Origin of the sequence: Saccharibacillus sacchari DSM 19268, from assembly GCF_000585395.1 — a bacterium.
Classification (GTDB): Bacteria; Bacillota; Bacilli; order Paenibacillales; family Paenibacillaceae; genus Saccharibacillus; species Saccharibacillus sacchari.
Map to the genome: position 1 here is coordinate 1,786,572 of NZ_KK073875.1, position 21,731 is coordinate 1,808,302.

The 21,731-nt window shown below is 54.6% G+C and carries 20 protein-coding genes; 3 read left to right on the top strand and 17 right to left on the bottom strand.

The genetic code is table 11. The annotated features are described in order from the left end of the window. Positions 1-249: 249 nt before the first annotated feature. Positions 250-1,689 (bottom strand): glycoside hydrolase family 1 protein, encoded by a 1,440-nt coding sequence (locus tag SACSAC_RS07665; RefSeq protein WP_037285078.1) that lies wholly within the window; start codon positions 1,687-1,689, stop codon positions 250-252. A 96-nt stretch (positions 1,690-1,785) separates the two neighbouring features. Here SACSAC_RS07665 and SACSAC_RS28385 point away from each other — a divergent pair, with 96 nt between their 5' ends. Continuing rightward, positions 1,786-3,057, top strand: coding sequence for a LacI family DNA-binding transcriptional regulator (locus tag SACSAC_RS28385; RefSeq protein WP_245608602.1), 1,272 nt, complete (start codon positions 1,786-1,788; stop codon positions 3,055-3,057). A 49-nt stretch (positions 3,058-3,106) separates the two neighbouring features. Further along, a complete protein-coding gene (nagZ, locus tag SACSAC_RS07680; protein ID WP_051506954.1) occupies positions 3,107-4,876 on the top strand; it encodes a beta-N-acetylhexosaminidase in 1,770 nt (589 codons plus the stop codon). A 350-nt stretch (positions 4,877-5,226) separates the two neighbouring features. Here the strand turns inward: nagZ and SACSAC_RS07685 are convergent, their stop codons facing one another. After that, complete coding sequence (locus tag SACSAC_RS07685) at positions 5,227-6,225, bottom strand: NADP-dependent oxidoreductase (protein ID WP_037285080.1); 999 nt, start codon at positions 6,223-6,225, stop codon at positions 5,227-5,229. A 358-nt stretch (positions 6,226-6,583) separates the two neighbouring features. On the opposite strand from SACSAC_RS07685, the gene SACSAC_RS07690 reads away from it, so the two are divergent. Further along, entirely contained in the window at positions 6,584-7,540 is a 957-nt protein-coding gene (locus tag SACSAC_RS07690) for an L-lactate dehydrogenase (RefSeq protein WP_037285083.1), read from the top strand. A 240-nt stretch (positions 7,541-7,780) separates the two neighbouring features. Here the strand turns inward: SACSAC_RS07690 and SACSAC_RS07695 are convergent, their stop codons facing one another. The 15 genes from SACSAC_RS07695 to mpaM form a co-directional block, all read right to left on the bottom strand. Beyond that, entirely contained in the window at positions 7,781-8,137 is a 357-nt protein-coding gene (locus tag SACSAC_RS07695) for a hypothetical protein (protein WP_037285085.1), read from the bottom strand. Positions 8,138-8,273: 136 nt separating this feature from the next. Beyond that, complete coding sequence (locus SACSAC_RS07700) at positions 8,274-9,014, bottom strand: ABC transporter permease (protein ID WP_037285086.1); 741 nt, start codon at positions 9,012-9,014, stop codon at positions 8,274-8,276. Next, positions 9,015-9,731 carry an ABC transporter permease gene (locus SACSAC_RS07705; RefSeq protein WP_037285088.1) on the bottom strand — a complete coding sequence of 239 codons (717 nt, stop codon included), beginning with the start codon at positions 9,729-9,731 and terminating at the stop codon, positions 9,015-9,017. Continuing rightward, positions 9,728-10,705 (bottom strand): ABC transporter ATP-binding protein, encoded by a 978-nt coding sequence (locus tag SACSAC_RS07710; RefSeq protein ID WP_037285090.1) that lies wholly within the window; start codon positions 10,703-10,705, stop codon positions 9,728-9,730. Before SACSAC_RS07710 ends, SACSAC_RS07705 begins: the two co-directional genes overlap by 4 nt. A gap of 183 nt (positions 10,706-10,888) precedes the next feature. Beyond that, positions 10,889-11,080 carry a DUF4177 domain-containing protein gene (locus tag SACSAC_RS07715; protein WP_037285092.1) on the bottom strand — a complete coding sequence of 64 codons (192 nt, stop codon included), beginning with the start codon at positions 11,078-11,080 and terminating at the stop codon, positions 10,889-10,891. Positions 11,081-11,135: 55 nt separating this feature from the next. After that, the gene (locus tag SACSAC_RS07720) at positions 11,136-12,431 is read right to left on the bottom strand and encodes an ABC transporter permease (protein WP_051506955.1); all 1,296 of its coding nucleotides are present in this window, start codon (positions 12,429-12,431) and stop codon (positions 11,136-11,138) included. After that, complete coding sequence (locus SACSAC_RS07725) at positions 12,428-13,324, bottom strand: ABC transporter ATP-binding protein (protein ID WP_037285093.1); 897 nt, start codon at positions 13,322-13,324, stop codon at positions 12,428-12,430. The genes SACSAC_RS07720 and SACSAC_RS07725 overlap by 4 nt, the downstream gene beginning before the upstream one ends. Positions 13,325-13,686: 362 nt before the next feature. Beyond that, a complete protein-coding gene (locus SACSAC_RS07735) occupies positions 13,687-14,343 on the bottom strand; it encodes a response regulator transcription factor (RefSeq protein ID WP_037285098.1) in 657 nt (218 codons plus the stop codon). After that, the gene (locus SACSAC_RS07740; protein WP_037285100.1) at positions 14,340-16,670 is read right to left on the bottom strand and encodes an ATP-binding protein; all 2,331 of its coding nucleotides are present in this window, start codon (positions 16,668-16,670) and stop codon (positions 14,340-14,342) included. The genes SACSAC_RS07735 and SACSAC_RS07740 overlap by 4 nt, the downstream gene beginning before the upstream one ends. 25 nt (positions 16,671-16,695) lie before the next feature. Continuing rightward, a complete protein-coding gene (comX, locus tag SACSAC_RS07745; RefSeq protein WP_037285101.1) occupies positions 16,696-16,878 on the bottom strand; it encodes a competence pheromone ComX in 183 nt (60 codons plus the stop codon). 242 nt (positions 16,879-17,120) lie between these two features. Continuing rightward, a complete protein-coding gene (locus SACSAC_RS07750; RefSeq protein ID WP_037285103.1) occupies positions 17,121-18,038 on the bottom strand; it encodes a polyprenyl synthetase family protein in 918 nt (305 codons plus the stop codon). A gap of 170 nt (positions 18,039-18,208) precedes the next feature. Continuing rightward, complete coding sequence (locus SACSAC_RS07755; RefSeq protein ID WP_037285106.1) at positions 18,209-18,940, bottom strand: nitroreductase family protein; 732 nt, start codon at positions 18,938-18,940, stop codon at positions 18,209-18,211. A gap of 14 nt (positions 18,941-18,954) precedes the next feature. Continuing rightward, positions 18,955-20,298 carry a YcaO-like family protein gene (locus SACSAC_RS07760; protein WP_037285108.1) on the bottom strand — a complete coding sequence of 448 codons (1,344 nt, stop codon included), beginning with the start codon at positions 20,296-20,298 and terminating at the stop codon, positions 18,955-18,957. Next, positions 20,295-20,876, bottom strand: coding sequence for a TOMM precursor leader peptide-binding protein (locus SACSAC_RS07765; protein WP_037285110.1), 582 nt, complete (start codon positions 20,874-20,876; stop codon positions 20,295-20,297). Before SACSAC_RS07765 ends, SACSAC_RS07760 begins: the two co-directional genes overlap by 4 nt. Beyond that, complete coding sequence (gene mpaM, locus SACSAC_RS26920) at positions 20,876-21,697, bottom strand: daptide-type RiPP biosynthesis methyltransferase (RefSeq protein WP_051506956.1); 822 nt, start codon at positions 21,695-21,697, stop codon at positions 20,876-20,878. The genes SACSAC_RS07765 and mpaM overlap by 1 nt, the downstream gene beginning before the upstream one ends. Positions 21,698-21,731: the final 34 nt, after the last annotated feature.

Genomic DNA, 21,731 nt, shown 5'->3' on the forward strand with positions numbered 1-21,731 from the left:
AAAGCCGATCTGCCGCATAATTGTTGCTCATAAGCAGAAATGAAGGGCAAAATCGCTTTTCGGTAGTTGAACTCTTGCTTATTTGCATCAATCGTAACAAACCATGCGTTTGCATTTGATCCGCTGCCAGGCTTACCAACAATTCTTCATTTTTCCCTATAAAAAAACGAGGAACGGCAAAGCCTCTCGGCTCCGTTCCTCGCTTTTTCAAAAATTCATTTCAGAAATCATTCATCGCAAAAATTCAGCTTAACGCTTCAAACTTTTGCCGTTCGTCGCGATGACTTCTTTGTACCAGTTGAACGATTTTTTCTTGTAACGCTCAAGCGTGCCGCTGCCGTCGTCGTGACGGTCAACGTAGATGAAGCCGTAGCGTTTTTTCAGTTGTGCCGTCGATGCGCTGACCAGGTCGATGCAGCCCCAAGTCGTGTAGCCCATCACGTCCACGCCGTCTTCGATCGCTTCGCCCACTTGCACGAGGTGATCGTTCAGGTAGTTGATGCGGTAGTCGTCTTCGACAGTCTTCTCGCCTTTGTCGTTCGTAATCAGCTCGTCGACTGCGCCCAGACCGTTTTCCACGATGAACAACGGCTTTTGATAGCGATCCCAGAAGTAGTTCAGGACGTAACGCAGGCCTTTCGGGTCGATCTGCCATCCCCACTCGCTTGCTTGCAGGTGAGGGTTCGGCACGCCGCCGAGCAGGTTGCCTTCGCCTCTTGCTTTCATAGCAGGGTCAGCCGTTTCGCAGATGCTCATGTAGTAGCTGAACGAAACGAAGTCGACGGTGTGCTTCAGGACTTTTTCGTCGCCTTCTTCGAACTTGATCGTGATGTCGTTCTCGCGCAGGTAACGCTTCATGTAGCCCGGGTAAGCGCCGCGCACGTGGATGTCGGCAAACGCCATGTTTTTGTGATCCGATTCCATTGCTTGGATCACGTCGTCCGGATTAGGCGTCAGCGGGTAGATCGGCATGCTCAGAACCATGCAGCCGATTTGGAAGTCAGGGTTGATCTCGTGACCGATCTTAACCGTCTTCGCGCTTGCAACCAACTCGTGGTGGATGGCTTGGTACAGGTCTTGTTTGCTCAGTTCTTTCTTAGGCGTCGAGATGCCGCCGCTCATGAACGGTGCTTCCAGGATCGAGTTGATCTCGTTGAAAGTCAGCCAGTATTTAACTTTGTCTTTATACCGCTTGAACACCGTTGTGGCATAGTTAACGTAGAAGTCAACCATTTTGCGGTTTACCCAGCCGTCATACTCGCGGGACAGGTGCAGCGGCGTTTCATAGTGGGAAATGGTAACGAGCGGCTCGATGCCGTATTTGCGGCACTCGTCGAACAGATCGTCGTAGAATTTCAGACCGGCTTCGTTCGGCTCGGCTTCGTCGCCTTTCGGGAAGATGCGCGACCATGCGATCGAAGTACGGAAGACTTTGAAGCCCATTTCGGCAAACAATTTCACGTCTTCTTTGTAACGGTTATAGAAATCGATACCGATCAGCTTCATGTTGTCGTCGGTCGGATCTTGCGTGATCAGGGGATCGGTGTCGTGCCCGCCTTGGCCGATGCCGCCTTTTGGCGTAACGTCTTGGATCGAGAGGCCTTTGCCGTCCGCGTTATATCCGCCTTCGAGTTGGTTCGCCGCTACCGCGCCGCCCCACAAAAAGTTTTCCGGAAACTGTGTAGTCATTATCGATTCACTCCTGTGTGTTAGAATGGAAGTAAAGTACTTACCGTTAGCATAAATCGTGAAACGCGTTCCACGTCAAGCGTAAGGAGAGACGTTATGTCCAATCTTGAACAAATCGCGAAACTTTCCGGCTTTTCCAAGGCGACGGTGTCGCGCGTATTGAACAAATCCCGCCATGTCAGCCCCGAGACGAGGGAGAAAATCCTGCAAGTCATCCGGGAAATGGACTACGTGCCGAACCGCAACGCCGTCTCCCTGTCCAAAGGCAAAACGCTTCAGATCGGCATGATTACGGCAGGCATCACCGAAGTCATCCTTCCCTTCATGACCAGTTTCGTCGAAGTCGCGGCTGAACACGGCTTCCAGACGATCATCTATACCTCGGACTCGGATCGCAACCGCGAGCTGCAAGCATTCGAAGATTTGAAGCAAAAAAGGGTCGACGGATTGCTTATTATCACCTGTGTCAACGAACTGTCCGTCGTCAGCTCCTACAATAAATACGGCCCGATCGTGTCGTGGCAGCGAATGGACCGACCGGATATTCCTTCCGTGGCGATGGATCAATACGGCGGCTACGCGCTGGCAATCGAGCATCTGCTTGAGCGCGGCGTGACGAAGATCGCGAATGCGTTCGGCCGCCCGAGCAGCCTGAATACGTTGCGCCGCATTCAAGCCTATGAGGATAAAATGACGGCAAGCGGCCTTACGATTCGGCGGGATTGGTACTTCAACGCCGTCTATCATCTGGAAGACGGTCAAGAAGTCGTTCGACGCCTGCTCGGCGCGCCTACGCAGCGTCTGACGGATACTCATGCCAGACGCGAAGCGGCGGCGGGCGAGCCCGGCGTTCTGGAGACGTATGCGGAAGCTTCCTATCCACGCTCCACAGACGACCGTGCTTCCCGTCCCCGCTTGGAATGGGCGGAAGAAGAAGCAATAGCGAAGCCGGAGCGCTCTCGCGGACGTGCCTGCGCGGATCCCGATAACGAGGGCCCTGTACGTCCGTTTGAGCGCGAGCATCCCTTCGGCGAGGCATCGACGCAGTTCGGATCGAACGACGCAGATTCTCCGGCGCAAGCAAAATATTCTGATGAGCTGCCTCAAGCCATCGTCTGCGCCAATGACTATGTTGCCGCAGGCATTTTGAGCGAAGCTCGACGAATGGGCTGGGACGTTCCGGGCAAGCTTCGGATCGTGAGCTTCGACAATATGCAAATTGCGAGCACGCTTGGCTTGACCAGCGTTCAGAATCCGATTCGCGATCAAGCCTATAATGCCTTCGCCCTGCTGTCTCCCAATCTGCTTGGTCATCAAATTCCGTTGAAACCGCTAAGCTTCAGTCTCGCCGTGCGCGAAACGACTTGAGCATGCGGGAAAAAGCATATCGAAATTTTCGAGAAAGGAGCCGATTCCGTTGAGGCCCAGCACCACCTCTGCATTAAAAATAACGTCTGCCGTATTATTGGTTCTGATTCTGATCAGCTTGGCCGTCTTGCTGCTCAGGGATCGGCCCATAGCCCCCAATGCCGCAAACTCTTCAGTTTCTCCAAGTAGCCAAACTCAAAATACGAATACCGATGCGGTAAAAGATCAGATTGCTGCCATTGTTTCTTTAGCCGAAGAAGGTCGGGTCGAACCCTCGGGCTTCACCGCCGGAAAAACCACTCAAGACGAAGTTATCGCCAAATGGCAGACTCCTGAACTCACTTCGGAGAATGGCGGAATGTTATTTGCTGAATATCCGGCGGAATTCGCTGCGATCGGTTATCGCGACGATATCGCAATTGACCTGCGTTCCGACGATCCGGCGCTGCAAAAGATTCATTATTTGGATCTGCTGGCCGAACTCGGCGACGCGGATCACGTAACCACATATAGCGACGACACCGTCGATCAGATTATTTTGGCATACGACTTGCCCGGCGGATACACGTTGAGATGGATCTTTCCGAGGCCGTGGAGCGGTTCAGACAATGAAACGGACACGTCCGAAAATCCGGCGCTCGATCACATTTCGCTGCTCGGCACAGCCAAGACCGCTGCGGTAGACGCTCCGGGTGCCACTTCTCCATCAAAACCGGAACAACCGGACGGAACGGCCGAGATCCCTTCAAACGACTCGGCATCCGCGGAACCCGACGATTCTGCTTTTAACCCTTCGGAAGAGGTGGCCGCATTGCTCGATAATATGACGTTGGACCAGAAAATCGGCCAGATGATCGTCGCTGGCGTAGAGGGTACTTCGCTAAGCAAAGAAGACCGCGCGCTGCTTGGCGACCATGGCGTAGGCGGCGTGATCCTCTATGCGGACAATATCGATTCGGCGGCGCAAACGAAGTCTTTTGTGAACGAGATCAAAGCCGCCAATCAGGAAAAGGAACTTCCCTTGTTCATCAGCGTCGATCAGGAAGGCGGACGCGTAGCGCGGTTGAAAGGCGTGGCCAAAGTTCCGACAGCCGGAACGGTAGGCAAAGAAAACGACGCAGCCTATGCACGCTCCATCGGCGAACTTCTGGGCGATCAGCTGCTCTCCCAGGGCTTCAACCTCGACTATGCCCCTGTGCTTGACGTGAACAGCAACCCGGATAATCCGGTGATCGGCGACCGTTCCTTCGGCAACAGCGCCGCACTCGTCTCCAAGCTCGGAATCGCGGTCATGCAGGGACTTGAGTCGAAAAACATTATCCCTGTCGTCAAACATTTCCCCGGCCACGGCGATACGTCCGTCGATTCCCATATCGCGCTTCCGGTCGTGAATAAGAGTCTGGACGAACTGAATAAGCTGGAACTGGTTCCTTTTAAAAAGGCAATCGCCGACGGCGCAGACGTCGTCATGATCGCCCATATTCTCCTACCGAAACTCGACAGCGAGTATCCGTCTTCCCTGTCCGAAGCCGTCATTACCGATCTCCTGCGCAGCCGACTCGGATTTGACGGCGTGGTTATGACCGACGACATGACCATGGGCGCCATCGCTGAAAATTACGGCCTGGGCGAAGCCTCCGTGCATTCCGTGCAGGCCGGGAGCGATATTTTGCTTGTTGCCCACGGTGCGGATAACGCCATCGCGGCGATCGAGGCAATCAAGCAGGCCGTTGCGGACGGTAAAATTTCCGAGCAGCGCATCGACGAGAGCGCAGCAAGAATCATCGCGTTGAAGCAGAAGTATTTGCTGAACAATTAAGACTTCTCCGAGACGTGTATACGCTCCTTGACATGACAAAGCCTCCGGCCGATGCCGGGGGCTTTTTTTCGATTACGCGATTACAAATCCGACCTTGTCGACGAGTTCGATGTTCCCGTTCTTGAACGTATTTTCTGCTCTGCAGGCGTTGACCGGCGCGCTGCGCTTGCACTTGGCGCTGCGGACGAAGCCGTCGCTCCAGGTTCCGATGTCTCCATTCTTAGTTTTTGAATTTCAGGGATTTGCTCGGCTAGATCCGGATAGTAGAGATTTTTATGCGCGAAAAAGGCGATGATCCAGAAAATTCCCGATCATCGCCTGCTTGAAGCACTCTATTCGACTTGTTCCTTTTACGCTTTGACCAGCTGCTTGCCCAAGTTATCGCCGCTGAACAGACCCAGGAAAGCTTCAGGCGTCCGCTCGAATCCTTCGATGATGTTTTCCCGATATTTGAGCTTGCCTTCTTTCATCCAAGCCGCCATCTCCGGAATCGCTTCGCTGTATCGATCCTGATACTGTCCGACCAGGAAGCCCTTGACAAGCGCGGTTCGCGTAAGCAGCAGAGGCAGGAAACGCGGTCCCGGCTCTTTTTTCGCTACATTATATAAAGAGATCTGGCCGCACAAAGGAATACGCGCATTCGAGTTCAGCAGTTGGAACACCGCATCCGTTACTTCTCCGCCGACATTGTCGAAGTACACGTCCACGCCGTCCGGGCAAGCTGCCGCCAGGGCTTCGTCCAGCGACTCCGTTTTGTAATTCACGACGGCGTCGAAGCCCAATTCTTCGGACAAATAACGGTTCTTCTCCTCGGAGCCCGAAATGCCGACCACGCGGGCGCCTTTTATTTTGGCAATCTGGCCCACGATCATGCCGACCGCGCCGCCCGCGCCGGATACGACGACCGTCTCGCCCTCTTTCGGTTGTCCGATATCCAGCAACCCGAAATAAGCGGTTAACCCGGTCATGCCGAGCACGCCGAGCGCCGTCTGGATCGGAGCAAGGTCGGGATCGACCGGAGCCACTTGATCTCCGTTTACCGTCGCATGCGTCTGCCATCCCCAACCGCCAAGCACGATATCGCCGACTTTACGGGAAGCGTGACGGCTTTCGATCACTCGACCGATCGAACCTCCGCCCAGCGTGCCTCCGATCTCGTAAGGTTTGGAATACGACTTGGCATCGTTCATCCGGCCGCGCATGTACGGGTCTACCGACAGGTACAGCGTCTCCACCGAAATCTCGCCGTCCTGCGGCGCTTCCAGCTCTTCCGTCTTCAATTCGAAATTATCTTCCGTAGGCATACCGTCGGGACGGCTGGCCAATACAAAGCGTTTCTTCTGTGTCATGATTCATTCACCTCCGTCAAAATTCGCCCGGCGCTTCTTCTGTCGAAAGAACTCCAATCGAAGTCACGTCAAGGCCACCCTTATAGTTTACCCCTTATGAAGCCGATCGCCCATTTTGGCCGTTCATCCGCTGTTCCGTCCCCTTTTCTTCCATTCAAAGTCGATTTATTAACTTTTTCCGTCTGATATGTCATGTATCGTAACATATTCGTGCATTTTGTGGCTGACAATCCTCTTCTTTTCCGCTAAAATGAAAGCAATGAGTTCTTTTGAAATCCTTTCATGTAAACAAGTGAATACCTAATTCTTTCATTCAATCATTTTCGATATAAAATATTAATGACTAGGGAGTGCGAATATGGGGAGAAAAAACCGTAAAGTCGCCATTATCGGATCGGGTCTGGTCGGATCAAGCTGCGCCTACGCCATGATTAACCAATCCATCTGCGACGAAATCGTCATCATCAGCCGCAATCATGAACATGCACTGGCGCAAGCGCTCGATCTGTCCCACTGTGCCGACTTCACCTCGACGCGCACACGTGTACGCGCCGGAACTTATGCCGATTGCAGCGATGCGGATATCGTGGTGCTCACCGCAGGCGCTAATGTCAAAGCGGGCCAGACCCGCATGGACATCATCGCCGATGCGGCTTCGATCACCCGCGAAGTCGTCACTGCCGTCATGGCCAGCGGTTTCGACGGCATCTTCGTGGTGGCCTCGAATCCGGTCGACGTCGTAACGCAGATTACCGCCCAAGTGTCCGGCTTGCCGCGCCACCGGGTTATCGGCACCGGGACATCCATCGATTCCGCCCGCCTCAAAACGCTGCTCGCCGACGTTTTCCAAGTCGACCCGCGCAGCGTCCACGGCTACGCGATGGGCGAACACGGCGAATCCCAATTCGTCGCCTGGTCGCACGTCACCATCGGCGGCAAACCGATTCTGCATATCATCGAAGAACACAAGCTTCGCTTCCCGGATCTCGACCTGAACGATATCGCGCGCAAAACCAAAGACGCGGGCTGGGAAATCTTCACCCGCAAAGGCTCCACCCAATTCGGCATCGGCAGCGCCATCGCCTATATCACCCGCTCGATCCTGAACGACGACCACCGCATCATCGCCGTCTCCGCGATCCTCGACGGCGAATACGGCCAATCCGACGTCTGCGTCGGCGTCCCCGCCATCATCGGCGACGGCGGCATCGAAGAACTGATCGAATTCAACTTGAGCGACGACGAAAAACTATCGTTCCAACGCTCCTGCGACATGATCCGCACCGGCCTGAACAGCATCGCCATGCTTTCTTGATCGAATGTCTGTCTGAATTGAATTTCTTTTTTCGCACAAAAACAGCCCGGAAGCCACTCCTTCCGGGCCTTTCCCTTTATCCATAACAAGCTCAATACGCGAACGTGACGCTAGGCGGAGGGAGAAATTCAGCTCAAAACGCCTTTGAACCCGGAAAGATTCCTTTAAAATTTCAATCAACCTTTCCGGGTGAGACAGCGTCTTGAGCGAATTTCTCCCTCCGCCGCCCCGCACACCTTCTCACGAATTGCGCTTCCGCCGCACCATCAACCCGAACACCCCCAACATCACCGCAAGCGAAGCCGCCATCGATACGCAGAACACGGAAAACCGCTTTCCGTCCGTCATCGACGCGGCCGGAGAACCTTCAATTCCCATGTCCAGCATGGCTGCCGCCTGATCGCCTGTCCGGATCGAAGCATATTCCGCAGCGGCGTATTCCCCCGCTGCTCCTTCGTGCGGCAGTGCAGCCGCGGCGGTTGCGAATGCCGTATCGCCCGGAGCCGCCGCTTCGGCGTGAGTTTGGCCGGCCCCGGCCACTCCCGAAATCGCGATGGCGGCGAGCAAAGCTGCGCCGAGCATTTTTTTTCGAAACATGATTGTTGCCTCCTTGTTATGATGAAACCCGATATTCCTTTTCCTATATCTATCAACGTCGAAACCGGCCGATTCGTTAATAGCCGGAAGCAAGCTTCGCAAAAAATATTTCCTCCTATAGCTTTCCGCACCGTGTTTACACCGGTTTTCGGTTGAAATAAGTTAACCCCGCTGTCAGGAACAATACGAAGCTCCCGCCTACGGTAATCAGCAGCGTCTCGGCAGGCAGCCCGAACGCGCCGAAATCGTATTGTCCGCCCGCCTGCATCATCACCAACATCGGCTGCGCCCACGGATAGTACGGACCGTACGTCGCCGAGTTGGCGATCAATATATTCGGGATAGTGAAGACCACGTTCAACACAAGCGGCGCGGCGAAACTGCTCCACATCGTAGACACGAATAATTGCAGCGCGGCAAGCGGCAGGCAGGCGACAAATCCGCCGAGAATCTTGATGCCGAAATCTGCCCAGGGAATCAAAGCGAGATCAAATCCTTTGAGCGCCCCTACGCCGAGCACCGCAATCAAAAACAGCAGTTGGTTCAACGCGAGCGTCCCCATGACGACCAGCAGCTTGGAAAAATATAACGCGCTGCGCGAAACGGGAAGCGACAAGATCTGTTTCCATCCGCCCCCCGCATGCTCGTACCGACACACATACGCCGAGAAAATCCCCGTCATGATCGGCAGAAACAGCATCGCGTGCAGCACCATCATCGCCAGCATCAAACCAGCCCATGCGCCTTCTCCTTTACCGACGTTGGCAAGCAGCCCGATCACTGCGCATAATACCGGATCAATGACGGCGAGCAGCATGATTTGAGAGCGTCCGAGCTTGATTCGTTCGCTGCGCAAAGCAGCAATCCATGTTCCCATTTACGCCACGTCCTTTCTGGAAAAGTGCAGGGAGCCCAAGAGATACAAGACGGCGAATACTCCGATACCGAGTCCGACGAATCTCATCGTTTGCCCGCTGTGGATCGCCAATGCCGGCCAGGACAACGGGAGCAGCTCCGGCATGGAAGCCCCGAATACCGAGGTCAACGAAGCCGCGATGCCCAGCGCGATCGGAATCGCCTGATTGCGTACCGTCAAAGTCAGCCACAGCATCACGCCCAACATCGGCAGGGAAGCCAGCATCGGATAAAAGCCGAACGTCGCCAGTTCCATATACGGAATACGACCGGGCAGCTTCAATACAAGGCCCAAAATCAAAGTCGAAACCGTCAGAAGCACGCAAGCCGCAAGCAGTTGGATCAGGCAGCTCAGAAACTTGGACGCGAACACCTGGGAACGACGCACCGGAAGTGCCAGCGTCTGCTTCCAGGAGTTCTGCCGATTCTCGATATTCGCGATCATTGACATCAGCAGCGTCATCGCCAGATAGATCGCGATCGGAACGAAAAGTCCGGTCGATTCGATCAGTCCGCCCCATGGATCGCTCGCGTACGCATCATGCACCAGATAATCGTAACGAAGACCGAAGTTAAGCGCCTGCATTGCGGTCAGTCCGACGGAGCCGATGAACACGACCCACCAGATTCCGGTTCGGCGCATCTTCAGCAAATCCGTTGCGAGAAGTTGCCCGATCATTGCGCAGCCTCCTTCCGCAGCCCGGCCGCTCTCGGCGCGCCGGCTTCATGGCGTTCGGAAGAGGCATTGGCTGCACCCGACGTCATGGTCAGGAACAGGTCTTCCAACGATTTGCGGCGTTCTTCCACCCGGTAAATGCTGTGGCGGGCATCCACCAGCGCCGCGACAAGACGGGCGATCTGTCCGTTGTCGATGCCTTTGAACACCAGATGGCCTTGATCCAGCCGCGGGAAGCAGCCCTGCTCGCGCGCGGTGATCATCGCGGCGTCCGGATCGGACAGCGCGATATGGATTTCGCTGCCGGCTTTGCGCTGCAAATTCGGAATGCTGTCCTGGAAGACCATTTTCCCTTGATTGACGATGCCGACGCTGCTGGCCATCTGTTCGACTTCACTGAGCAGGTGGCTGGAGACGAGCACGGTAATGCCCTGCTGCTGCGGCATTTTTTTGATCAGCTCCCGAATTTCCAAAATACCTGAAGGATCGAGGCCGTTCGTCGGTTCGTCCAGAATGAGCAGTTCCGGACTGCCCAGCAGCGCCGACGCGATGCCGAGCCGCTGCTTCATGCCGAGCGAGTAGCCTTTGACGGAGCGCTTGGCGTCTTTGGTCAGGCCTACGGTCTGCAATACTTCGTCGATCCGGCTTTTCGGCACGTTCAAAATACGGCGGATCGTCTCCAGGTTCTCCACTGCGTTCAGATGGCCGTAATACGACGGGTATTCGACCAGCGAACCGACGCGGCGCAAAATCTTGATCCGCTCTCTTTTCAAATCCTGGCCGAAGATCTGCACGACGCCGCTATCCGGCTTGATCAGCCCCAGCAGCATGCGGATCGTCGTCGTCTTGCCCGCTCCGTTCGGTCCGAGGAAGCCGTAAATCTCGCCTCGCGGGATCGCCAGATTAAGCGCGTCCACGGCCGGGGTTCCTTTGTATTTTTTCGTCAAGTTCCGGGTCTCGATCATCATGTCTGTCATTGTCCCTCACCTCTCGTTTTCTTATCGTTGTTTCTTATGATAAAGACGCAAGGTTAAAGGGAGGATGACCTGAAGTTTAAATTTGGTTTAAAAAATCGGCAAAAAGCCGACATTCGTTCCATCAGTGAATGTCGGCTTTTTATAATCAGGCATTTTTCAAACCGGGTTTACGGCATTGCATATTCAGCGCTTGATTTCGCGTTCGAAGTACAACTCCATGAACGTCGCGGTTCCGTAACCCATAGCCGGCGGAGCGAACAGCTGCACCAGACGCCAACCTTCTTGAGCATGCGCATGAATGATTTCGTGATGATCCTGCTTCGGTTTGCCTTTAAAAGCTCCCATTTCGATTTGAACAATATCGTATTCGTACATCGTTGATCTCTCCTTTTCATGATTCGTAAATTTATGGTGCTTTTAGCAACAGGTATTACACGGCGTCGTTCGTTTGGCCGACTCCGACTTGAGTTTGAGGACGAAGGGATTTATTTTTTACGCCTAACATTTTCAGCATCGTGCCGATCGACGGCTTCTGTCCGTACAGCAGCACGCCGCCGCGATAAATTTTAGCCGACAGAAGTCCTACGACGAGCGTGGAAACGGCGAGAACCAGGATCGGCAGCAAGATCTCCAGCAGTGCCAATTCGCCTGCGCCGACTCGAGCCAGCATAACCATAGGCGTCAGGAACGGAATGTAAGAAGAGACGACCGCCATCGTTCCGTTCGGATTGCCGAGCGAAAGCATCGCGATGATGAATCCGACGAACAGCAACAGCGAGATCGGCATCATCGCCTGACTCAGCTCCTCGCTGCGGCTGACGATCGAACCGGCTGCGGCAAACAGCGTCGCGTAGAAGAAGTAACCGAGTACGAATATCGCGGCCGCCACAGCCAGCATTTGTCCGTCGAAAACCGACAAGTCGAATGAAAGTCCTGCCAGCGACAAGCTTTCTTCGGCTCCGAAGAGGTTCACCAACAGAGCGCCCGAGCCGAAAATAATCGCAAACTGCAGCATCCCGGCCAAGCCTACGCCCAATACCTTGCCTGCCAGCAGTTGGACCGGGCTGACTTTGGTAATCAGAATTTCCTGAATGCGCGATCCTTTTTCCACGGAAACCGAAGTCGCGACCGTGCCGGCGAACAGGTAGATCATGAAGAACATCACGACCATCAGCGCGTAGACCGGCATATAAGTCTCGGTCGTGGACTTGGCTCCCGCGTTCAATTCGTTGAGTTCGAAGGCCGGCTGCGCAGTCAGCGCCGCGGCCTGCTGCGTCGTCAGTCCCAGCGATTCCACGCGGTCGTTCACGTTCAGGCGTTCCACGTAAGCAGACAGGTTCGGAGCAAAGGCCACGTCATCCTTCCGGTTGACCGAGAGAAGGATTTGCGGAGCCGCCGCAGCATCCGCGCCGCGTTCGATCACGACGACCGCCGCCAAGTCTTCGTTTTGCAGTAACTTCTGTTGAGACGCCAATTCGCTGTTCTGTACCATTTTCCATTCGTAAATCGGCGACACGCCGGAAGTCAGCTCGCCGGCTTCGACCGGAAGAGACGAATTATTAACGACCGCGACCGTGCCTTCCGTCAGCGCCTGACCGCCGAGGAATCTGGAAGCCAAGACGACGGCGGCAATGACCGCGACCATCAGAACAGTCATCCAAGTGAACGATTTGGAGCGAATGCGTCCTTTAAACGAATAGCCGAATACGATTCCGAATGGTTTCATACCGCTTCTCCCACCTTTTCAATAAAGATTTCATGCAGCGAAGGTTCTTTGAGTTCAAATTTGAGCATAGGCACGCCGGATTGTCCAAGCTCCCGCATCAATTGGTGCGCTTGCGCTTCGCCCGGCACCCGGATCGTCCATTCTTGCGCGTCGCGGCGAATATCGCCCCATCCTTTTCCTTCCAGGAAAGGAGTCAGGTCAGCTTCGCTGCGCAGAACCAGATTGTTGCGTCCGTACGAGCTTTTGATTTCGGACAATTTGCCGTTAAGCCTCATTCGGCCTTTTTTCATGATGCAGATATTCTCGCAGAACTGCTCGACCTGCATCATCTGGTGGCTGCAAAACACGACGGCTTTACCGAGCGCGATCTGATCTTTGACGACCGAAGCCAGCATATCCGCGTTAACCGGATCAAGTCCGCTGAACGGTTCATCCAGGATGACCAGGTCCGGATCGTGGATCAGCGAAGAAATAATCTGCACCTTCTGCTGATTGCCTTTGGACAGCTGTTCGACCCGCTTATGTTCGTGTTCTTCGATGCCGAGACGTTCCAGCCACGTTTTGAGCGCTTTCTGCGCGTCGCCTTTTTTCATGCCTTCGAGACGGGCCAAATATGTAAGCTGTTCGCTCACCGTTTCTTTCGGATACAGTCCCCGCTCTTCCGGCAGGTAACCGACGCTCGGCCGATTTTCCAGAAACGGCTTGCCGTTCCAGAGCACGTCGCCCCGGTCATATTCCAGCAATCCGAGCACCGAACGGATCGTAGTTGTTTTGCCCGCGCCGTTGCCGCCGAGAAGTCCGAACGCTTCGCCGGCTTTGACCTCCAGCGTCACGTTGTCCACGACGTAATTGCCTCCGTACTGCTTGCCCAATTGATTGATTGAAAGTGTCAATTTAATCGCTCCTTCCGAATAATAACTTGATCGACAACCCGTCGATTCGGGAAACATCCTTTTCATAAGCGGCGGCGGAAGATTCCCGCTCGTTTCGCCTTGATTCGAAACTGCCGCTTGTCTGTCTTGCCATCATTGAACTGCCCGATTCGCGGTGTCTGCCTTGCTTGTAAAGTACGGCGCCTCTTGGCTTGATTTCACTATACCAGCCGATATGCGCGCGGAAAACGACAACGCGTTCCGTAATTCCCGCAAATTGTCGTTCTCCGTTTTGCGGGCCGCAAAGCTTTGATGTTCGGTACGGATCGTGCTTCAAAACAGCACGAAAAACCCGTCTCGCAAAGAGACGGGCCAGCAGCTTCTCAAAAAATCGTATTCTCCGACAATAATCCGATTCGCCTCGCTTCGGCGATCGCTTCGGAACGCGAACGCACGCCGAGCTTTTCGAACACGCGGGTCAGGCTGTATTCAACGGTGCGCTGGCTCATCAGCAGCTTGGCGGCAATGTCTTTGTTGCTCCGCCCGCTGGCGACTTCCTGCAAAATCTCCTGCTCGCGTTCGTTGATCGAGACCGTTTCGAGCGTGTTGTCTTCGCGCGTCGATACGCGAATATCGCTGCGCCGAAGCTGGCGGAGCAGCTGCACGGGAATCACGGCCTCGTCGCGCATCACGCAGCGGATCGCCGTAAGCAGCTGCTCGCGGCTGGCGGTCTTGCTGACGAAACCCGAGACGCCGGAATCGATCAGTACGTTAAAATGCGGACTGATGTCATAGCCGGTATAGATCAGCACGCGGCTGTCAGGCTGCGCGGTTACGACTCGCTTGGTCAACTCCAGTCCGCTGATGCCCGGCATATTCAAATCGAACAGCAAAATATCGAATTCTTCCGTTTGCAGCAGCTCCAACGCTTCCATAGGCAAAGACAGCGACGTCACGCGAACTTCCGGGTCTTGCTCCAACAGCAATTTGGTTCCTTCCCCTACGGAAGGGTGGTCGTCGACCAGCAAAATTTTAATCATTGAACGGCCTCCTTATATGAGAAATCGGAACTTGGCTTAAGCGGAATCATAATCTCGGTCTCCATACCGGCTCCCGGTCGGGAATGCCATTCGAACGTTCCTTCGAAGCTTCGGACTCTTTCTTTCATGCCGGCAAGCCCCATATGGCTGAACGAGTCCGCCGCGTCTGCTTCATTCATGCCTACACCGTCGTCCCGGTAGCGGTAATAAAAAGCTTCTTCGTCGGCGAACATGGAGATTTCCACGTTCGAAGCATCGGCGTGCTTGTCCGCGTTGCGCAGCAATTCCTGGGTAATCCGGTAAATGGCCAGCGTCTGCTCGTCGTCGAGGACGCCGCCGATATTGTTGGCCTGAAAATCGACGATATAATCGGCTCTCATCTGGGCCTCGGCGAACAACTGCTCGAGCGATTGTTCCAACCCCATTTCCATCAGCAGCGGCGGACGAAGCTCGTTGCAAGTCTCGCGAATCTGATGAATAACGTCCAGCAGCCCTTCTTTGATCCGATCCAGCTCGGCTTTCAGCAAGCCGTTCATCTCGTAATCCACGATCGCGGTCTCCAAGCGGCGCAGCCAAATGATCTGGTCCTGAAGCGCGGAGTCGTGCAGGTCCGAAGCCAGCCGTCTTCGTTCGTTCTCCGACAGGTTGAAGATCAGGCGCAGTACCCAGCCCGGCGTTTCGCCGTGCTTTTCCATTTCCGCTTCCAGACTGTCGATCAGCCCTTCGACCAGGTACAGATTCTCGAACACGATCGCGCTATAGTTGGCGAGCGTGACGAGTCGATTGCGTTCGTCGGGGTTGTATCGGGTATGATCCGCTTTGTCGTCCAGCCAGAGCAGATACGCTTGGTCTCCGCGGCGGCCGATAACCAGGCAGGCACCGCGCGAAAGCATCGTCAACGAACCGGGAACGAGCTGCTCGTTTTTGCGCCGGAGCGCTTCGGCAATCTCCCGCCGCTCCGCGGCTGCCATTTTTTCGACCGGCACTTCGTTGACCGAAGTATCCCAATCGAAAAATTGCAGCGCGGGTATGCGAATGCTTTCCTTGATCTCCTGTTCGAGCGCCCGTTCCAGATCCGCCCGCTTCATCACGCGCGCGATATTATGGGAGAACCGCTCGAAATTCCCGTCCAGGCTCGTTCCGCCTTTCCCTTGCCGCAGTTTGCGGTCCAGCGCTTCTTTAACGAACAATAAGATGACCAGCACCAGGTAAAAAATCAGGAACATCCTCGTGATGCCGATTCCGCTCGGCCCTTCGCTGCGAACGATCCACATGCCGAGCAGCGCCATGATCGCCGAAGGCAATACGGCCACCGAAGCATGATAAAAAAATCGGTTCAATACGAAATTCACGTCGAAAATACGGCGCGTCATCAGCATGTACATGTAAGCGAGCGGCAGCACCAATAAAAAGGCTGTTGCGGTTCCGACGGAAATGATCGGAGATCCGATTAACAGGGGTAGGCTGTATAAGACGATAAACGGCGAAAAAGCCAAAATATGCGTGATTAAGGTCAGCTTGAACAAAGAGTTCAAGTCGCCTTTTCGATGTTTTCTGTATTTCCGTATCAGTTGAATGATGGCAATGACGTTCGGAATCGCAAAAAAGAGAGTGAAGAGCGGCGAGGTCCAAGATAAAGCTTCGCGCGCGACGAATAAACGGATATAACTCGTAACAAGCACGAAACTGATGCATGAATAAAAGAAAACCAGCCATTTGGAAGACAGCAAACGCTCATTGAACTTTTTCAAATACAAATTCATAAAATGAACAAAGATTACAGGAACCATCAGAAACAGAAAACGAAATAATAAAGTTCCGAAAGGATCAATTTTATGAATCGTATACCCGCCGATATAAGCCGCTCCCGTAAATAGGAAAAAGAGCGCCAGCACAAAAGCTGAAGGGTCCAGGCGTCCGAATCTCCAAAGCGCGGCCGCAAAAATTAAAAATAAAAGCGAAGCCGTTAGCGGCACGCCGATAAATCGAAGCGTCTCCGACAACGGAGGCGGCTCCAATTCATAATGGATACTTTCGTCTTGGGCATTCAGAATGTCGAGCGATCTCGCTCTTTCCAACTCTCCGTAATGCCTAAGAGTGTAATTTTTTGCAGGATCCTCGCCGTTAACTGCTACGATCCGATCGTCAACTTCAAGGTGTCGCTGTCCCCATCCGCCTTGTTCGATCAAGGTTACGCGGTAAGAGCCGTCCGACTCCGGCATCGCTTCGACGAATATATTCGGATTGAATGCCACAACATGAAAATATTGAAAAATAACGACTATGTATAGGAATACGGCGATCGGCCATTTCCATCTTGTTAACATGAAATCCTCCATTTCTTGCCGAAATCTATTTTTCCCAAAGCAGGATATTTGAATTTTTTAAAACCCGATCATTTCTTCCTTCCTTGAACACTTCTTTCAACGCCCGCTGCTCCATCGCTCCAAGCCCCGCAAACTGTAGTTGTCCCGATTGGAATTCGGCCCGAGCATTCTTATTTTGCATAAGCATCGCTATCGCTTCTTTCAACATTTCCGATCAACCTCCGTGAATTGGGATAGGTACAGCCGGCAGTTCGTCTGCCTGAAGCTGTCAGCGTAACCGGGGATCGGAAGCGAGAAGATTCTGGATAGTGGTTCCGGCGTTTGGCTTGACTTCACTATACCAGCGCCGGGAAGTTCGGGAAACGACAACAGCCGCGACAATTCCCGCAATTGTTTTTGCGGTGTTTTTGCGGGAACGCAAAGCGGCCTGCGGACACGCGAAAAAAGGATTCACATGCGAATCGTTTGATCCAATATCCGCTTGAATTCCGATTGGGCGGGCAGCGATTCGATCACGTCCAGACACCGATAATAAGCCAGTCGCATTCTTACCGAAGCATAGGCGAGCGCACCGGATTGTTCAAGCGCCTCCTCGAACTCGGTTGTCTTGGTTTTGACTTCGTCGTAGCTTAATTTTCCTTCGAAATACTCTGTTGCCCAATGATCTTCGCCCTCCAGATAATTCAGCAGCATCAAAACGGGCAGCGTGCGCTTGCGGTTCCAAAAGTCGTTTTTGCCTTCATGATTCGTAATATCCAGAATATCGTTCTTGATCTGGGCGGCTATGCCGAGCTGAAGCGCGAATTCCGCACTTTCGATCTTGGTTTCCCCGCAGCCGAGCAAGGTACCGAGTTGAACGGCCATAACAAGCAAGGAGGCGGATTTCCCCGAAATCATCTCCATGTATTGTTCTTCGGTATAGACGGCATTCAAAAGGTCCGTCATTTGTCCGTTAACGGTCGTAAGTAATTGAGCATTGAGCAGCGCGGCCGCTTCATATTTGCGTTCGGACGGAAAAGGGGCTTGCAGCAGCATCTGCTGAGCCAAAAACGAAAATCCGAGCGCGATATTCAAGGCAAGATCGCTTCGAAATTTGCTCCACGGAGCCGATTCGTTATCTCCGTCTTGCAGATCATCGATCATGTCCAAAGACAGCACCAAGGCTTCGACGGCAGCCGCCGCTTGCAAAATCCCGTCGCCTTCTCCGCCGTACATCCGATAGTGGAGAACAGTGAGATTGCCGAAAAGGGCTTTTTCCGACAACTTGTACGCCGCGCATTCCGCTGCCATGTCCCGAAGCTCGGCCTGGTTGAATCCTTGTTCGATCCCTTGCATCAAAGTTTGCTTAATCGCTTCATTCCAATTCAACGTGAGTTTCTCTCCTTATCCGCTACTGATTAGGATTAGATTTATTCCTATCCCCTATTCTACTTTCAAACCCTCTTTATTCCAACAGCGAAACGCCAACCTTTATATACCCGGAATACGCAAAAAAGACCTTCCCGTTCGGAAAGATCTTCTACGCGATTCCTATACGATTAAGGTTTGTCGTACAGCACGACAGCGGCGAGCGCAACTTCGTAAATCCCGTCCAACCCCAGCCATTCATTCACTCTGTCGTCATAAAACGTGGCAATCGGAGCCGTATCCGTTGTTGGAGGCGCGCAGCTCTGCACTTGTTTCGCCATTCTTCCCGCTTCCAGCAGACTATAGCGGTAGCCCCGTTCGCCGAGCAATTTATGCGAACGGTGCAAATTGGCAGCGACGAACCAGATCGCCCGCGGCGAGCCGCTCAGAAGTCCCGGCGGAAAAGCATCTTGCAACGAAATATTCCAAGGCCGGCCGCAGCACTTCAACTCCCGCCCTTGCTCTTCGATGTGATAGCAAAGGTGCTGCCCTTCTTCGTTCCGGCAAACCATGTACAGCTCCAACTGATCGGGCTTGAATCCGGCAGTTTGCTCCAGCACGCGCATTTCCTCGAAAGGAACTTCAGAATGGGACGCCACGGTTCGGGCATAAGCGTCCAACCATTGTTTCAGATCCGGCGGGATGTCCGCTTCGCTCGACGGAATCGCCGGCGAACCGAAATAACGTTTGTCCGACGAAGCTTGACCGTTCAGGTGTCGAAACAGGTTGCCGAGCATTTTCATCCGAGATCTCATTAACACGTCCAATTCGGGGTGATGGGCAGAACCGGCATGGTAGGTCAGCGAAAGACGTTCTTCATCCAGCTCGCGCTCGGATCTCCAATCGTTAAATTTCAGACTCATCAAGCATTCTCCTTTCAGGGAAAAGGGTGGGGCGCCGTATTCAAATCCGTCGGCGCGATCGGGAATGCGCGGTAACCCGTCCCGACCGGAACATCGAAAATGCGGCGGCTTCCGATCAGGCGTTCATGCTCGCTTCGCGGAAGCTGCACGGTTCCGGGGACGATCATTTTGACGACATGCAGCCCCAGCGCTCTCGCGTCTTCGGTCGTGACGTCCGCGCAGATCGCTTCCAATCCGCGCGCCGCAAGCCGGTCAAGCACCTGCTTCAACTGCTCGGCATGGGACGCCTTGCCGTCGATCGGGTTCGCGGCGAGCTTTCGCGTCTTGGGTGCGGCGCAGGCGAAATCAAGCTCGCGCATCGCGTTCGGCTGCTCGTAATAAGGCAGTCGCAGACCGTAATCGACAATCTGGTCCGCTTGCAGCTCGGGAAGTCCGGACGCGTAAATTTGCGCTTTGTTGCCCATGTACAGCTGGCTGATCTCCATCAGCGTCTTGGACGCGGCCTCCTCGAGCGTGCTGCGGGCGGCGCCGCCGAACGAGACCTTCCCGTCTCGGGTATGCAGCAGGCCGAAGACGGAAGGCACGCCGATATCCGAAGTCGTATCCACCAAATCAAGCCGGAAACGCCGTTCATCCATCAGCGCTTTGAACGGTTCCAACAGCGCGGATCCGTTCAAGTCGATCCCCGGCATCTGCAACCGGTTGTACCACATGATCATGAACGAATCGCGTTCGATGATCTCCAACAGCCCGCCGAGCATGGCTTGCTCCAGGGTCGAGCCGGCCGCGGAGCCGGTCATGAGGCCGAAGCAAATCGCGTCTTCGTTCGGAGCGATCGGCCGGTAAGAGTCCCAGGTCAGCGCGGCCGGCACGTAGACGTTCTTTCCACGGGTCAGACTATATGCCTCGAACCATCCTATGCGGCTGTCTTCCGTAAACGGACGGTACGGGAATCCCGGCTTCGCGTGCTGCTCTTGCGTGAAAAGAGGAAGTTCGCTCGGATGCAGCGCATTCGCGCCCAACTCCCGCCGCGAAGCGAAGACCGTCCGATCGGGCTGCACGTAAGACGCGCAATAGCGTTCGACCGCTTCCGCGACGGCGGACGTATTCGCTTCTTCCGGCGTGCGTCCCATGCCGCTGGCAAAAAAGTCGATCAGCCCTTCCTGGCCCGGAACGAAGGCTTTGGGATTGCCCGGAATAGCCAGACTCAAAAAAAGCTCGGGATCTTCCGCGTCGGAATTGATATTCATCAAGCCTTTCACGATCCCGCCCCGGCTGCCCAGCGTCGCGGCCAACGCTTTCGGCACGCCGGCGTCCGTTCCGACGGACGACGATCTGCGAACCAGTTGACGGCTCATGCGAGCACCGCCGCTTCGGTCCACGGCTGCGCGGCCAGCGAAGCCGATCGACGAACTCCGCATACGGTACAGGTCGGAACGCGATGCACCGCCGACAACTCGCCTTCGATATGGAACGCGTCGAATTCCAACAGATGCCCGAGCGTCAACGGCGCGAAGCTGCTTTTATGCCGGGAGGACCACTTCGCGACTTCAAGCGCGACGATGCCGGCAAAAATCTGCCAAGACAATTCGAAGCCGGCTGCCGCCTCCGGAACATCGGGGCTGGCCAACGACGCCATGCGCCGCTTCAGGCATTCCCGGCAAGCGGTAACCCCGGGAATGACCAGCGGACCCACGCTTCCTCCAAGGCGATTGAAGCGCACCGGCAGCCAATTGAACGCTCGGTTATTCGCGATCTCGTTCCAGGCCGAAAGCCGTTCCTCGCTGCCGATCGCGATCATCAATTCGGGTACTTCGCGTACTTCGTCCGGGGACTGCGTCCATCGAACCGGCAGTCCCGCGATTTGAAGCATGCCGCCGATCTTTTCGGCTTTCGCCCGATCTTCTTCGGCGTGAAGAATCCAATATTCGCCCATCAGCTCACCTTGCCTTTCTCAAGCACCAGGCAGCGCACGGGCGCCTGATCCGCGGGATAGGTATGCGTCTCGATCAGTTTCAAGGAAGAGCGATTCACGCAATCCAGAATTTGCGCTTCCGGGAAAAAGCTTTTGGACGTGGAACCGAAGTAACGGCGCGTGCTTCCGCCCTGCACCACTTCCGCGTAAAAGTTCATGACCGCTTTGCGGGAATCATGCTCTTCGTGCTCGCCCATCAATACGAACTGTTTATGATCGGGACCGAGATCGATCGTAACGCCGTCCACTTTGCCGTCGCGCATTTCGCGGTTGTGCTCGCTGTTCTCGTAGACGTAGTCGAACACGAACCGCCCGCCTTCCTCCAGATGCGCGTAGACCGTTTCCAGCATTTTTTCCACCGAAGCCATATCCGGCAGCAGACTGACGCTTGTCGCCGACAACACGATCAACGGAAACTTTTCGGCTTGCGCAAACGAAGTCATGTCCGCTTGGCCGACTTCGATAAGGTCACGAACATTCTCCGGCAACCTAACGCTCTTGCGGCGGTACAAAGCCAGCATGTCCGGCGACAGATCCAAGCCGAGCGTCGAATGGCCGCGTCGGGCCAGTTGGATCAACACGCGCCCGGCACCGCAAGCCAGTTCCAGAATCCGTCCTTGGCCGCGCACCCGTTCCGCCTGCTCGGCCAGCAGTTCGACGTCGTACTCGGTCCGTTCCGTCAATGCTTCGTAGAACTCCGAGTAATACCCTTCATACAAGTCCATATCGTGACTGTCCGGCAGGTTCAGGCTGCGCAGCTCTTTGAAAATTCCGAAATACATAATCCTCTCCCCTTTTCTTGTCGGTCTTATAGAA

Excerpts from the sequence above, each read along its gene's own strand:
- SACSAC_RS07665 (WP_037285078.1), bottom strand. The coding sequence starts at position 1,689 with ATGACTACACAGTTTCCGGAAAACTTTTTGTGGGGCGGCGCGGTAGCG.
- SACSAC_RS28385 (WP_245608602.1), top strand. The coding sequence starts at position 1,786 with ATGTCCAATCTTGAACAAATCGCGAAACTTTCCGGCTTTTCCAAGGCG.
- SACSAC_RS07685 (WP_037285080.1), bottom strand. The coding sequence starts at position 6,225 with ATGACACAGAAGAAACGCTTTGTATTGGCCAGCCGTCCCGACGGTATG.
- SACSAC_RS07690 (WP_037285083.1), top strand. The coding sequence starts at position 6,584 with ATGGGGAGAAAAAACCGTAAAGTCGCCATTATCGGATCGGGTCTGGTC.
- SACSAC_RS07695 (WP_037285085.1), bottom strand. The coding sequence starts at position 8,137 with ATGTTTCGAAAAAAAATGCTCGGCGCAGCTTTGCTCGCCGCCATCGCG.
- SACSAC_RS07700 (WP_037285086.1), bottom strand. The coding sequence starts at position 9,014 with ATGGGAACATGGATTGCTGCTTTGCGCAGCGAACGAATCAAGCTCGGA.
- SACSAC_RS07705 (WP_037285088.1), bottom strand. The coding sequence starts at position 9,731 with ATGATCGGGCAACTTCTCGCAACGGATTTGCTGAAGATGCGCCGAACC.
- SACSAC_RS07710 (WP_037285090.1), bottom strand. The coding sequence starts at position 10,705 with ATGACAGACATGATGATCGAGACCCGGAACTTGACGAAAAAATACAAA.
- SACSAC_RS07715 (WP_037285092.1), bottom strand. The coding sequence starts at position 11,080 with ATGTACGAATACGATATTGTTCAAATCGAAATGGGAGCTTTTAAAGGC.
- SACSAC_RS07720 (WP_051506955.1), bottom strand. The coding sequence starts at position 12,431 with ATGAAACCATTCGGAATCGTATTCGGCTATTCGTTTAAAGGACGCATT.
- SACSAC_RS07735 (WP_037285098.1), bottom strand. The coding sequence starts at position 14,343 with ATGATTAAAATTTTGCTGGTCGACGACCACCCTTCCGTAGGGGAAGGA.
- SACSAC_RS07740 (WP_037285100.1), bottom strand. The coding sequence starts at position 16,670 with ATGTTAACAAGATGGAAATGGCCGATCGCCGTATTCCTATACATAGTC.
- comX (WP_037285101.1), bottom strand. The coding sequence starts at position 16,878 with ATGTTGAAAGAAGCGATAGCGATGCTTATGCAAAATAAGAATGCTCGG.
- SACSAC_RS07755 (WP_037285106.1), bottom strand. The coding sequence starts at position 18,940 with ATGAGTCTGAAATTTAACGATTGGAGATCCGAGCGCGAGCTGGATGAA.
- SACSAC_RS07760 (WP_037285108.1), bottom strand. The coding sequence starts at position 20,298 with ATGAGCCGTCAACTGGTTCGCAGATCGTCGTCCGTCGGAACGGACGCC.
- SACSAC_RS07765 (WP_037285110.1), bottom strand. The coding sequence starts at position 20,876 with ATGGGCGAATATTGGATTCTTCACGCCGAAGAAGATCGGGCGAAAGCC.
- mpaM (WP_051506956.1), bottom strand. The coding sequence starts at position 21,697 with ATGTATTTCGGAATTTTCAAAGAGCTGCGCAGCCTGAACCTGCCGGAC.